Here is a 13,764-nt window from a genome sequence, read left to right on the forward strand (position 1 = left end):
GTGGTCGAAACAGCCCCCGGCAGCGCCGGTCACCAGATGGACCTCAACGACCGCGCCGTGTGCGTGACCGGGTTGGGCGTCTCAGGACCGCCGGTCGCTCGTGCCCTGCTGGCCCAGGGCGCGCGCGTTACGGTCGTCGACGCCCGCACCGACGAGGCCACCCAGGACCACGCCGCGCACCTGCGCGAGGCCGGCGCCACCGTAGAACTGGGCGAGCCGGAGCTTCCCGCCGACACCGAACTCGTCGTCACCTCACCCGGCTGGCGTCCCGACGCGCCCACCCTCCTCGCCGCCCAGCGCGCGGGCATCGAGGTCATCGGTGACATCGAATTGGCCTGGCGGCTCAAACCCGCCGGGCAAGTGTGGCTGGCCGTCACCGGCACCAACGGCAAAACGACCACCGTGCGCATGCTGGAGGCGATGCTGCGCGCCGACGGCCGGTGCGCCGCCGCCGTCGGCAACGTGGGCACCCCCATCATCGACGCGGTGCTGCCCGATGAGCACGGCCAGATCCACGACATCCTCGCCGTCGAACTGTCCAGCTTCCAGTTGCACTGGTCGGCCTCCCTGCGCCCGCACGCCGCCGTCGTGCTCAACGTCGCACCCGACCATCTGGACTGGCACGGTGGGCTCACCCCCTACGCTCACGCCAAGGGGCGCGTCTATGCCCAGGACACGATCCGCGTAGTCAACACCGCCGACCCGTGGTCGTGCGAACTCGCCACCCAGCAGGGCGACCCGGCGGCGCGTCTGGTCGGCTTCCGGTTGGACACGCCGGCGCCAGGGGAACTCGGCGTGGTCGAGGATCTGCTGATCGACCGCGCTTTCACCGACGACCCGCGCGCCACCGCCGAACAGCTCGCCACCTTGGCCGACGTGCGCCCGGCAGCGCCGCACAACGTGGCCAACGCCTTGGCCGCCGCCGCGCTGGCCCGCTCGGTCGGCGTGGCGCCGGAGGCGGTGCGGGCCGGGCTGGCGGCGTTCGCGCCCGAGCCGCACCGCATCAGCCACGTGGCCACCCGAGGCGGCGTCGACTACGTCGACGACTCCAAAGCCACCAACCCACACGCCGCCGTAGCGTCGCTGTTGGCCTACACCTCCGTCGTGTGGGTGGCCGGCGGGTTGCTCAAGGGCGCCGATGTCGACGAGATCGTTGCCGCGGCGGCTTCCCGACTGCGTGCCGCCGTGCTGTTGGGGACCGACCGTGCCCAGGTGCGTGAAGCGCTGCACCGCCACGCTCCGCAGGTGCCCGTCATCGAGATCGACCGCACCGACACCGAGGCCATGAGCGAAGTCGTGGCCGCTGCCGCCGGACTGGCCCAACAAGGCGACACCGTGCTGTTGGCGCCCGCCGCGGCGTCGATGGACATGTTCACCAACTACATCGCCCGCGGCGAGGCGTTTGCCGCCGCGGTGCACCGGCTGGACGGCTGAACCGCTGCCGTCGCGGTGAGCGGGCCAAAAAGCGCCGCTATCCGCGACGGCCGGCCGCTGTCCGCGCCGCCCGTGGCCCGCGTGCGGTCCGCCGTGGGCGTGTGAGGCGTGCCTTCCGAAACTCCGACACGCCCGCGAGATCAGACGAACTGGCAGTGGTTGCCGTCAGACTTGGGCGACGCGAGGGAATCGGCGCTATGGGCGGAGGTGGCGTATGGCGGCATCGACATTGGTTCCGCCACGCGGAGCGGGCGGGCGCCAAGAGGGGGCCAAAGCGTGGCCGGCGAGGCTGGGCTATCTGTCGCGGCGGTTGAACCGCCCCCTGACCTCGTACTACCTGCTCTTTGGCAGCAGTGCGCTGCTGGTCGCGCTCGGTCTGCTCATGGTGCTGTCGTCGTCGATGGTCGACTCCTACACCGAGACCGGCTCGGCTTTCTCGCTGTTTCGCAAACAGATCACGGCCGCGGCCATCGGCGTGCCACTGCTGTTGCTGGCCGCCCAGACCCCCACGAAGGTGTTCCGCGCCATCGGCTACCCGGCGATGCTGGTCTCGATCGCGCTGCTGGTCTTCACCTCGCTGCGCGGCCAGGAGTACTACGGCGCGACCCGCTGGCTGGAGATCGGCTGGCTGACGATCCAGCCTTCGGAACCCGCCAAGCTGGCCTTCGCGCTGTGGGGCGCGACCGTGCTGGCCCGCAAGGAAGAACTCAACCAGTTGGTGGACTGGCGCCAACTGCTCATGCCGCTGCTGCCTGGATGCGGGGTGCTCGTCCTGCTCGTGCTGCTCGGCAGCGACTTGGGCACCACCTTCGTGCTGCTGGTGATCTTCTTGGCCCTGCTGTGGGTGATCGGCGCCCCCGGTCGGCTGTTCCTGGCCATGTTCGCCCTCGTGGCCGTTCTCGTGGCCATCATGGTCGGGGTCGAAGACTTCCGCGTCACTCGCCTCACCTCGTTCCTCAACCCGCAAGCCGACCCCTACGACGCCGGATTCCAGCTCATCCACGGCCTCTACGCGCTGGGCACCGGCGGCCTGCTCGGCGTGGGCATCGGCGGCAGCCGGGAGAAGTGGGGGTTCCTGCCCCACCCCGAGAGCGACTTCATCTTCGCCATCATCGGTGAGGAACTGGGGCTGATCGGCACCCTCCTCGTCGTCGGACTGTTCGGTCTTCTGGGCTACGCTGGGCTGCGCGTGGCGTCCCGGGTCAGGGAGCCGTTCCTGCGGCTGACCGCTGCCGCCTTGACGTCCTGGATCACGGTCCAGGCCGCAGTCAACATCGGTACGGTTATCGGAGTGCTACCCATCACCGGCATTCCCCTGCCGCTGGTATCAGCGGGCGGATCGTCGCTGATCCCCACGATGCTCGCGCTCGGCATCCTGCTGGCCATCGCCAAAAACGAGCCCGACGCACGCAAAGCCCTGGCCGCTCGCGGTCCCACCCGCACGCAAAGGGCCCTAAGCTGGCTGGGCCTGGACACCACTGGCCGAGGCGGCAGCAGCGCCAACACGACCACGAACCAGGCAACGAACAGATCGCGTCCGACGCAGGTTCAAGCGAGGAGGAATCGGCGACGATGAGGGTAATCCTCGCCGGAGGTGGCACGGCCGGACATATCGAGCCCGCGCTCGCCCTAGCTGACGCGCTGCGGCGCCTCGACCGCGACACCGAGATCCTCTGTCTCGGTACAGAGCGCGGCTTGGAGAACCGGCTCGTCCCCAACCGGGGCTACGAACTCGCCCACATCCCGGCTGTGCCCCTGCCCCGCAGGCTCACCCCCCAACTACTGACCGTTCCGGGCAAGCTCGCCAACGCCATCGGCGCCGCTTCCAGCCACATCGACGCGCTGCGCGCCGACGTCTTAGTGGGCTTCGGCGGCTACGTCGCCACCCCCGGCTACCTGGCCGCCCGCAGGCGCCGCATCCCCATCGTCGTCCACGAGGCCAACCCCTTGCCCGGGCTGGCCAACCGGCTGGGCGCGCGGCTGACCACCCACGTCTTCACCGGCCACCCCCACGCCGACATCCGCAACGGCCGCTTCGTCGGCATCCCGCTGCGCGAGCAGATCTCCACGCTGAACCGGCTGGCCATGGGAGACAAAGCCCGGGCCCATTTCGGACTGCGCCCCGAACTGCCCACTCTGCTGATCTTCGGCGGCTCGCAAGGGGCGCAGGCGGTCAACGAGGCCGCCTTCGCCGCCAGCGACCACTTCCGCGACGCCGAGGTGCAGGTACTGCACGTTGTGGGCCCCAAGAACCTCAGCGAGCCCGAGGACCGCACCCGCGACGGTGTCCCCTACGTGTGCGTGCCCTACGTCGACCGTATGGACCTCGCCTACTCCGCCGCCGACATCGCCATGTGCCGTTCTGGCGCCATGACCTGCGCCGAGCTGACCGCTGTGGGGTTGCCGGCCGCGTTCGTCCCGCTGCCCATCGGCAATGGCGAACAGCGTCTCAACGCTGAGCCGATCGTCGATGCCGGCGGCGCCCTGATGGTCGCCAACTCCGAGCTGACCCCGCAGTGGATTCGCGACACCCTGGTGCCGCTGATCACCGACACCGACCGCGTCGTCGCCATGTCCGAGGCCGCCACGCGCATGGGCCGGCGCGACGCCGATGAGGAACTCGCCCGTGAAGTCATGGCCATAGCTCGCGGCGAAACCCCAACCCCGGAGGTCCCCATCGACGACCCCGAGGAGGACTTGGCCGCCGGAGACCTCCCCGATGACGGCAAGGACGAGCGATGAGTCTGGTCGAACCGACCGATCCGGTCCCGGTGGAGCACCTGGGGCGGGTCCACCTCGTCGGTGTCGGCGGGGCCGGCATGTCGGGCATCGCCCGCATCCTGCTCCAGCGCGGCGTGGCCGTCTCCGGCAGCGACGCCCGCGACAGCGACACGCTGCGCTCCCTGGAGGATCTGGGAGCCAAGGTCCACATCGGTCACGCTGCCGAAAACCTCGGTGACGTCGAGACGCTCGTCGTCTCCTCGGCCATCCGCGTCGACAACCCGGAGTTGGTCGAAGCCCGCCGGCGCGGCATCCGGATTCTGCCGCGTGCCGCAGCGCTGGGCGCGTTGCTGCTGGGCCGGCGCGGTGTGGCCGTGGCCGGCACCCACGGCAAGACCACCACCACCTGCATGCTTACCGCGGTGCTCCAGCACGTCGAGGCTGATCCCGGCTACGTCATCGGAGGCCAGCTCGTCACCACCGGTGTGGGCGCCGACGCCGGCGCCGACGACGTCATCGTCGTCGAGGCTGACGAGAGCGATGGTTCGTTTCTCATGCTGGCCCCCTCGCTGGCGGTGGTCACCAACGTCGAGGCCGACCACCTCGACAACTACGGCGGCCTCGACGAGATCCACGACAAGTTCGCCGCTTTCGTCGACCGCGTCGCCGGTGCGCTGATCGTGGGCATCGACGACCCTGGCGCGCGGCGGGTGGCCGAGATCGCGCGCGAGCGTGGCCACCCCGTGCGCACCTTCGGTGAGTCGCCCCGGGCTGACTACCGCGTCAGTGCCATCACCGCCGAAGGGTTCACCACGGCCTTCACCCTGACTCCGCCCGAGGGAGAGGCGCTCTCGTGCACCCTCGCCCTGCCCGGGCGCCACAACGCGCTCAACGCCGCCGCGGCCATAGCCGTCGCCGACGAGTTGGGCTACGACCCCGAGGTCGCGGTCCCCGGGCTCACCACCTTCACCGGCGCCGCCCGGCGCTTCGAGCTCAAGGGGGCCGCGCGGGGGGTGCGCGTCTACGACAGCTACGCCCACCACCCCACCGAGATCGAAGCCGACCTGCGTGCGGCGCGGGCGGCGCTGGACTCGACGCCGACCGGCCAACGCGCGGGCACCGACACCACGGCCCCCGCCACCCCCGGCCGCGTCCTCGCGATGTTCCAACCCCACCTCTACAGCCGCACCCGGATCTTCGCGGCCGAGTTCGCCGAGGCGCTGACCCTGGCCGACGAGGTCCTCCTCCTGCCCATCTACGCCGCACGGGAAGATCCCGAGCCCGGTGTCACCACCGACCTCATCGCCGAGCGGATCGGCCACAAACGTGTGCATCCTCACACTGAAGCGGCAGCGGCCGTGGCCCAAGCCGCCACCCTGGCGCGCGAGGGCGACATCATCCTCACCATGGGGGCTGGTGACATCACCGAGCTCGGACCACGCATTGTCGCGGCACTGGAGGTGACCGCGGACTGAGCCCGGTGGGGCGCCACTGCCCCGGGGCACCGGGGGCGCCCACGGACACGCCGGCGGGCGCGGAGCCGATTGAGGGGGTGCGGTGCAGCCGTCAGCAACGACCGAGACCCACGGGAGCGACACCGGCGGCGCCATCGTGCGCCGCCACCCCAACCCGTGGCAGGTCGCGTTCGTCACTCTTCTCACTGTCGGCGTCTTCGCCGTCGTCACCTGGGTGCTGTTGGGCTCGCGGCTGCTGGTCGTGCGCGAGGTTGCGGTGAGCGGCGTGTCCCGTATCGACGCCCCCGAGGTCGTCGCCGCCGTCGACGTGGCCACCGGCACCCCCCTGGCGCGGGTCGACACCAGCGCCGCCGCCGGCCGCGTCGAGCGGCTGCGGTTGGTCGAATCAGCCCAGGTTTCCCGTGGCTGGCCGGCTACGCTGCGGGTGCGGGTCACCGAACGGAGACCGGTGCTCAGCATCGACGTCGGTGGGGGCTACCGCCTCGTCGACCATGACGGGGTGCGCGTGGCCGACGCCGAGCAGCGTCCCCAGAAGTACCCCTTGGTGCAGATCACGGGGGAGGCCAAGGGCAACCCTGCCATCGCCGCGACCGCCGCCGTCGTCGAGGGGCTTCCACCTGCGATCCTCGGCGAGGTAGCCACGATCCGCGCCACCGACCGCGAGCAGCTCACGCTCGAACTCGCCAGCGGGGCCACCGTGCTGTGGGGCGACGACACCCACATCCAGAGCAAGGCTCGTGCCCTGGAAATCTTGCTGCGTCACCACACACCTGAGGCGGGACGCCACTACGATGTCAGCACCCCCGAGGTCGCCGTCGTCAAGTGAGGTCCGGCTGCGCGCGGGCGTGGCTACGTGCACCAGCCTTTCTTGCGATAATCGGTGGCGCGACGCGCCGAGAGCGCGCATCGCCTCCCTGGCCGACACGCCGATAGTCTGAGGTCGTGCTGGTTGCTCGGTGGTAGGCGCCCGTCTTACTGTCGATAACCACAAACTTCGGTTGACATAAGTGTTGGCAGGAATTGTGGATTCGACATTGGCGGGGCGCGCGCGAGCCGGTTGCGCAGTCGCGGAACCGCTACCCCAAGGCCCCTGACCACGGTCATGGGACCGTAATCAGCGCACGAGAAGAACCGGACAGCTAAGCGGCCGGGACACCGGTGGTGACGCAGTGGCGTTTCCCACCCGGAGACCATGGCACCCTGGCAAGGAGCGAGCGGAAAGGCCCCTCGTCGTGGCAGCACCGCAGAACTACCTCGCGGTCATCAAGGTCGTCGGTATCGGCGGCGGTGGCGTCAATGCCGTCAACCGCATGATCGAGGAGGGACTCAAGGGCGTCGAGTTCATCGCCATCAACACCGACGCTCAGGCGCTGCTGATGAGTGATGCCGACGTCAAACTCGACGTCGGGCGAGAACTGACGCGCGGGCTCGGCGCCGGCGCCGACCCCGACGTCGGCCGCAAGGCGGCCGAGGATCACCGCGAGGAAATCGAAGAGGTCCTCAAAGGCGCCGACATGGTGTTTGTGACCGCCGGCGAGGGCGGTGGCACCGGTACGGGCGGCGCCCCTGTGGTCGCCGATATCGCCCGCTCGCTGGGCGCCCTCACGATCGGCGTGGTCACGCGCCCATTCGGCTTTGAAGGCAAGCGCCGCGCGACCCAAGCCGAATCCGGCATCGCCATGCTGCGCGAAGAGGTCGACACCCTCATCGTCATCCCCAACGACCGCCTGCTGTCGATCTCGGACCGTCAGGTCAGCGTCCTCGATGCGTTCAAGGCCGCCGACCAGGTGCTGCTTTCCGGTGTGCAGGGCATCACCGATCTCATCACCACGCCAGGGCTGATCAACCTCGACTTCGCCGACGTCAAGTCGGTTATGTCGGGTGCGGGGTCAGCGCTGATGGGGATCGGTTCGGCGCGGGGGGACGACCGTGCCGTGGCAGCCGCGGAGATGGCGATCTCCTCACCCTTGCTGGAAGCCAGCATCGACGGGGCCCATGGCGTCCTGCTCTCCATCCAAGGCGGCTCCGATCTGGGGCTGTTCGAGATCAACGAGGCCGCCCAACTTGTGGCGAACTCGGCGGCGCCCGAAGCCAACATCATCTTCGGCGCTGTCATCGACGACGCTTTGGGCGACGAGGTGCGCGTGACCGTCATCGCCGCCGGCTTCGACGAACCCGCCACCGAGACCGTGCCCCCACCCCACGTGTCGGCCACCGCGCCCACGAGCCCGCCGGCCGCCCAACCCAGCGCGCCCCAGACGCCGCCGCGGGCTGAGCGGCCGGTCCAACCGGCACCCGAGGTTCCCGCTTCCGCCGAGCCGCGGTCCCGGCAGGAGCCGCGGACCGCCCTTTCCCGCGAGGAGGCCCAGCCAGAGCCGGAGGCGCGGCCTGCCAGCGCCGCAGCGTCCTCGGCGCCCGCGGCGGCCGACTCCGACAGCGGCGAGGAGACCGATGAGGAGGCCACCGCCGCGGCGGCCGAGGCCGAATCCGATGAGGAGGCCGGTGGCGACGACGAGCGCTACCAGCCGCGCAACATCCGCGCCGTGGGCGACAGCGGTTACGGCACGAGGCGGCGTACCGGCACTGATAGCCCCTTCTCCCGCTCTGGCGAGGTTCCCACACCGCGGCGCCGCGTCGTTTTCGAGGATGGCGACGACCTGGACGTCCCGGATTTTCTTAAATAATCCGGTTGGGCGAGCCAGCCCGCGGCGGCTTTGTCAGGGGCACGGCGACCGCGGCGCGCCACGGTCGGTTGCCCTGGCCACGTGGCCTCTCACGGGCCGCAGCCGCGTCGCGTTCCCGCTTGCCCCACCTCTCGAACGCTTGTACCTTGCTGCTGAATCGGCGGCGGGAACCGCACCGTCGCAGCGTCGCCAGCCGGGCGCATACCCGCGGTCTACGCTGGGGCCGTTGGTCCGGAGTCGACTCGACAACGGCCCGTGAAGCCAGAAAACCTCAGTCTCTCGGGCGGGCGCGGGCGTAGCCCCCTTGCCGCCCCAAGCCGAAAAACAACGGCGGGGTGGGCGGTCGCGCCGGCGAGGTTCATTCGGGCGAGTGCCGATGGCCGCTTCGCCGGGAGCGCCGCCCGTATCCGTCCATGTCCCCCTCTCGGAGGAACATCCTCAGACCATGAGCGCCGTTTTCACGTTGGGACCAGGCGTGCGCGCCAGCTTCACCGACCGCTACGAGGGGGGTCGCAGCCTGGGCTCGTATGCGGCTCTGAACTTGGGGTTGGGCGTGGGCGACGATCCCGAGGCCGTCATCGAGAACCGTAAGATCGCCGCTGCCGCCCGCGGTATCGACGCCAGCCGGGTGGTGTGGATGAACCAAGTGCACGGCCGCGACGTCGCCGTTGTTACCGAGCCCGGTAACGCCGGGCGCGTCGATGCGGTTGTGACCACCCAACGCGATCTCGTGTTGGCCGCTATGGCTGCCGACTGTCTGCCCATTCTGGCTGCCGACGCCGGCGCCGGCGTGGTGGGTGCCGCGCACGCGGGCCGCGCCGGCATGCTCGCCGGCGTCGCTTCGGCGCTGGTGGAGGAGATGGTGCGCAATGGCGCCGATCCGGCGGCTACCGTTGCTGTGCTGGGGCCTGCCGTCTGCGGTGGCTGCTATGAGGTCCCCGATCACATGTGGCGGGAGGCCGTTACTGTCGTAGCTGAGGCGGGATGCCGGACGCACCGGGGCAGTTCGGGGATCGATCTTCGGGCCGCGGTGACCGTACAACTCCAGCAGGCCGGAATCGGCCAAATCCGTTCCGATGAGCGCTGTACCTTCGAGACTCCGGAGTTGTTCTCCCACCGGCGTGATGCACCGACCGGCCGGTTTGCCGGCTACGTCTGGCAGTCTTCTTAGATGGCACGGGGGAGCGCGAATATGGCAGAAACCGTGAGTGAGCGGGCCAAAGAGGTCACCGCCAATATCGAATCCGCGCGTCACCGCATTGCTGCGGCGTGTACCGCAGCCGGGCGCTCTGTCACCGATGTGACCATCGTCGCGGTTACGAAGACCTATCCGGCCTCCGACGTGCGCCTGCTCGCCGAGGCCGGCATCACCGAAGTCGCCGAGAACCGTGACCAGGAGGCCGGTGACAAGGCCGAGCAGTGCCGTGATCTGGATCTGACATGGCATTTCGTGGGTCAACTCCAGACCAACAAGGCACGTTCGGTGGCTCGGTACGCCGATGTCGTCCATTCGGTGGACCGGGGCAAGCTCGTCCGGGCCCTGGGAGCCGGTGCTCGCCTCCACGGACGGGAAATCACGTCTTTGGTGCAGGTCAACTTAGATCCTGCTTCCGCAGAGGGGGTATTGGGTCCGCGTGGCGGCGCCGATCCCCGTGACGTCCTCGACGTCGCTGGCGCCATCGAGGATGAGGAGGGGCTCGTTTTGGGCGGGGTTATGGCTGTGGCTCCCCGCACGGGTGACCCCGCAGCCGCGTTCGGCCGCCTAGCCGCGGTCGCTGAGCGGGTCCGCGATCGTTACCCTCAGGCCACGATGATCTCTGCGGGCATGAGTGGCGACCTCGAAGCTGCCATCGCGAGAGGCGCGACACACCTCCGACTCGGCACGGCGTTGCTAGGCGAGCGCAAGGTGATCGTGGGGTAATGTCCCCACATAGACCTTGGCGCCCATCTGTCGAGTTCGGTTACGAGGGCGGGTACGGGCAGGAGCCAGTGGTGAGTCATCTGCGGTGCAGCACCACAGGGACGACGGAGGACAAGAGATGGCCGGCGCGATGCGCAAGATGGCGGTCTACCTCGGCCTCGTGGAGGACGACCGTTACGATCACCGCTATGCGGACGAATATGATGACTTCGATGACTTCGATGAAGGCGTCGAGGGTGCCGAGGAGCGGCACGACCGTAACCTCGGGCCGAGTGGTGACGATCTACGTGGCGACCCCGTAGCGGATGCGGGCGATCACCCGATGTCTCCCGGAGAGCGACCTGGTGCCCCCTCCTCTGCTCCCATGACCGCGGATCTCGCGCGAATCATCACACTGCATCCTCGGACCTATAACGAAGCGCGTACTATCGGAGAGCACTTCCGAGAAGGTATACCTGTGATCATGAACCTCACCGAGATGGTCGACAGCGACGCCAAGCGTCTGGTCGACTTCGCGGCGGGGCTCATCTTCGGGCTGCGTGGCAGCATCGATCGCGTCACCAACAAGGTGTTCCTGCTGTCCCCAGCTAATGTTGAGGTGACCGCTGAAGACAAAGCACGGATCGCTGAGCGAGGGTTCTTCAATCAAAGTTAGATCATCACGACAGATGTCCAGTGAGCGGGCCGGGGAACGACTGTGAGTATCGTGCAGAACATACTCATCACCATCTTGTACCTCTTCATGTTGGTACTGATCGGACGCCTTGTCTTCGAGCTCGTCCAGTCATTCGCGCGGTCCTGGCGACCGACTGGATTCGTGTTGGTGCTGGCCGAAACGACGTACACGATCACCGACCCGCCCCTGAGGTTCCTGCGGCGCTTCATCAAGCCCGTGCGCCTGGGAAGCGTGGCGCTGGATCTGAGCTTCACCGTCCTCTTCCTGGTGGTGGTGATCCTCATCCAGGTCGTGGCCTCGATCCCGGCCGCCTAGCAGCGCCACAATGTCGGAACGGTAAGCTCCGCTTCCGATATGTGGTCTTGGTCGGAGTCAGGATTGCCGTAAGGTCACGATCAGGTAGCGTCCCTACGGACAGAGTCCAAGCGCGCCAAGGAGACGAACATGCCGCTGACACCCGCGGATGTGCGGAATAAGCAGTTCAGTACCACCCGGCTCAGGCCGGGTTACGACGAAGAAGAGGTTGATGCCTTCCTCGACGAGGTCGAGTCTGAGCTCGACCGGCTGATCCAAGAGAACGAGGAGCTGCGAGGCAAGCTCGCCGAATGTCTGCGGGGCAAGGTCCCCAACGCGGGGATGCAGGACTTCCAGCCGCAAGAGCAGCAGCAACAGCAGCAGGAGCCGCAGCCCCAACCGCAGCCGCAGGCACAGGCCCAGCAGCAGGCACAACCACAGGCGCAGCAGCAGCCCGAGCCGCCGCGGCCGGAATCGGTGCAGCAACCAGAGCAGATGCAGCAGGCCATGGCCAACATGGGTCTCCCTGGCGCTGAGGACAACATGGACACCGCGGCCCGCGTCCTCGCCCTCGCGCAGCAGACCGCCGACCAGGCCATCTCCGACGCCCGGCGCGAGGCCGACGAGACCCTGGGCCGTGCTCGCCACGAGGCCGACGACATCCTCAACAAGGCTCGCCGCCAGGCTGAGCAGATCGTCAACGAGGCCCGCGCCCGCGCCGAAAACCTCGACCGTGACGCCCAAGAGCGCCACCGCCAGGTGATGGGCTCGCTGGTGCAACAGCGCGAGGAGCTGGAGCACGAGGTCAGTGGACTCAAGGAGTTCGAGCGCCTCTACCGCGGTCGCCTCAAGGAGTACTTCGAGCGCCAGTTGCGCGAACTTGAGGAAGGCGCCAGCGAGCACAGCAACGCCGATACCACTGGTGGTTTCCAGACGATGGCTCCCTCCGGCGGTTCGCCCTCGCTTCAGCACACTGGCCCCGGCAACGGCACTCCGGGCAGTGGCGGCAACCCGTTCGCCCAACCCGAACCCGCTCAGCACGGTGGGTACCACCCCGGAGAGGCGCCCCACGACCGTCGCTGATAGCACTGAGCAGGCCATACAGTAAGAGTTGTGACCGGCGACACCGTGTCACCCCGTGAGTAAAGGCCCTCCCTCCAGTGATCCTCGTTTGCTTCGTCCTCACCGCCGCGTCGTTGGTCGTGGTGGGTGCGGCACTGGTGCTGGCAGAGTTGACCCTGGTCTACCTCGCGCTCGGATTGGCCAGCATGGCCACCGTCCTCCTCGCGATCGAGTTCGTCAGGGGTCGCCAGCGGCTGCTCGCCGGCAAGCGCACGGATCGCCCTGGACAAGAGGTGACCGCTCCCGCGGGGGCGTACCGTACGGACGGTTTGGGGAAGGCGTCCGTCCGAACCGCGCCCGTGGGATGGTCCGAGCCTGTTCCGCCCTCGGCTCCGCCAGGGCCTGCCACGCAGGCCGGTGCCCCGTCGGTTCCCGCGTCGGCCAGTGAGTCGACGCGGGCATCCGCGTTCTCCGAGCCCGTCGAACCCGCCCAGGGGCGGGTGCCGCCCCCGGCGACCGCCGAAGGCTCCGACGAAGACGAGGAGGTCGACGACTTCCCGGAGCCTGGGGTCGGGACCGAGAACGCGACCGACGGCCCCACAGACCCAGATCACGACGGCGGAAGCGCCGAGACCCCGAGCTTCCGCTACCATCTTCCCTCTTCTACCGGCCAGTCGGGGCACGAACACGATTCCGTTGCCGTGGCCGCCGATGACGGTGCGCCCGTCGACACCGACGACGCTCCTGCCGTCGATACCGGCGCTGCGCCGGCCGACGAGGACGACGAGCCCGCCGAGGAGCCCAGCGCCCCCGACGACCGCCGCGACTCCGCCACCCCTGCGGAGCCGGCCGGCGCCGATACCGTGACACCCCCAACCGAGACTGCGGCTGCCCCACCGGACACACCCTCGGCGGCCGACCATCCCTCCACCGAGGACAGCGGCGCCGCCCCAGACGACACCGCAGCGGCCCACGACGGTGGCCAGCCGGCCCCCGCCGATGACGACGCCACAACCACCGTCGACACCGACCGCGAGGACGCCGCCCCCGGCGACACCGTCGAGACTGCGGATGCGCCCGATCCGACGCCTCCACAGTCCCCCCGAGCCGACGAGGCGCCGGATGCCGACGAGGCAGCCCGGCCCGCTGGGGAGACCGGGGATGCCGCGCCCGAGGCGGACTCCACCGAGCCCGCCGGCGAGGCCGACAGCGCCCCCACCGATGCGGCGGAGATGACCGCCCCGCTGCCGATCGTCACGACTGCGCCCGCTGACGACACCGGCGACGGCGCGGGCACCGAGGAGGACACGTCCCAGCAGGCGGAGGCCTCCGCCGACGACTCCGCGGACGCCGCCGCACCACCCCTTGCCGGTGCCGCCGACGACAGCGCCGCGCACGAGGAAGAAACCCCCCAGAACCAGTCCGGCCAGTCGAAAGAATCTCCCACCGACTAGAGCCGGGCCTCGGTCGACCCGCCGCCGGCGCGGCGAGCAGGTC

12 protein-coding genes are annotated in these 13,764 nt (G+C 69.1%); all 12 read left to right on the forward strand.

The window, feature by feature from the left end; all coding sequences use genetic code 11:
* Nucleotides 1–36: 36 nt before the first annotated feature.
* Complete coding sequence (murD, locus tag ABD848_RS11560) at nt 37–1,434, forward strand: UDP-N-acetylmuramoyl-L-alanine--D-glutamate ligase (protein ID WP_344971153.1); 1,398 nt, start codon at nt 37–39, stop codon at nt 1,432–1,434.
* Nucleotides 1,435–1,648: 214 nt separating this feature from the next.
* Nucleotides 1,649–3,010 carry a putative lipid II flippase FtsW gene (ftsW, locus tag ABD848_RS11565; protein ID WP_344970841.1) on the forward strand — a complete coding sequence of 454 codons (1,362 nt, stop codon included), beginning with the start codon at nt 1,649–1,651 and terminating at the stop codon, nt 3,008–3,010.
* Complete coding sequence (gene murG, locus ABD848_RS11570; protein ID WP_344970843.1) at nt 3,007–4,176, forward strand: undecaprenyldiphospho-muramoylpentapeptide beta-N-acetylglucosaminyltransferase; 1,170 nt, start codon at nt 3,007–3,009, stop codon at nt 4,174–4,176. Before ftsW ends, murG begins: the two co-directional genes overlap by 4 nt.
* Nucleotides 4,173–5,630: a UDP-N-acetylmuramate--L-alanine ligase gene (gene murC / locus ABD848_RS11575; protein WP_344970845.1), complete on the forward strand. Its 1,458-nt coding sequence runs from the start codon at nt 4,173–4,175 to the stop codon at nt 5,628–5,630. The genes murG and murC overlap by 4 nt, the downstream gene beginning before the upstream one ends.
* Before the next feature lie 82 nt (nt 5,631–5,712).
* A complete protein-coding gene (locus ABD848_RS11580) occupies nt 5,713–6,456 on the forward strand; it encodes a cell division protein FtsQ/DivIB (RefSeq protein WP_344970847.1) in 744 nt (247 codons plus the stop codon).
* A 406-nt stretch (nt 6,457–6,862) separates the two neighbouring features.
* A complete protein-coding gene (ftsZ, locus tag ABD848_RS11585) occupies nt 6,863–8,314 on the forward strand; it encodes a cell division protein FtsZ (protein ID WP_344970849.1) in 1,452 nt (483 codons plus the stop codon).
* Between the two features lie 445 nt (nt 8,315–8,759).
* Nucleotides 8,760–9,485 (forward strand): peptidoglycan editing factor PgeF, encoded by a 726-nt coding sequence (pgeF, locus tag ABD848_RS11590; RefSeq protein ID WP_344970852.1) that lies wholly within the window; start codon nt 8,760–8,762, stop codon nt 9,483–9,485.
* Nucleotides 9,486–9,506: 21 nt separating this feature from the next.
* On the forward strand, nt 9,507–10,235 hold the full coding sequence (locus tag ABD848_RS11595) for a YggS family pyridoxal phosphate-dependent enzyme (RefSeq protein ID WP_344970854.1): 729 nt from the start codon (nt 9,507–9,509) through the stop codon (nt 10,233–10,235).
* 118 nt (nt 10,236–10,353) lie between these two features.
* Nucleotides 10,354–10,890, forward strand: coding sequence for a cell division protein SepF (locus ABD848_RS11600; RefSeq protein WP_344970856.1), 537 nt, complete (start codon nt 10,354–10,356; stop codon nt 10,888–10,890).
* Between the two features lie 42 nt (nt 10,891–10,932).
* Nucleotides 10,933–11,226 carry a YggT family protein gene (locus ABD848_RS11605; RefSeq protein ID WP_344970857.1) on the forward strand — a complete coding sequence of 98 codons (294 nt, stop codon included), beginning with the start codon at nt 10,933–10,935 and terminating at the stop codon, nt 11,224–11,226.
* A 129-nt stretch (nt 11,227–11,355) separates the two neighbouring features.
* Entirely contained in the window at nt 11,356–12,288 is a 933-nt protein-coding gene (locus tag ABD848_RS11610) for a DivIVA domain-containing protein (protein ID WP_344970859.1), read from the forward strand.
* Between the two features lie 77 nt (nt 12,289–12,365).
* Nucleotides 12,366–13,721, forward strand: a complete 1,356-nt coding sequence (locus ABD848_RS11615) for a hypothetical protein (protein WP_344970861.1) — start codon at nt 12,366–12,368, stop codon at nt 13,719–13,721.
* The last annotated feature ends 43 nt before the right edge of the window (nt 13,722–13,764 follow it).

Source organism: Salinactinospora qingdaonensis (assembly GCF_039539445.1).
Classification (GTDB): domain Bacteria; phylum Actinomycetota; class Actinomycetes; order Streptosporangiales; family Streptosporangiaceae; genus Salinactinospora; species Salinactinospora qingdaonensis.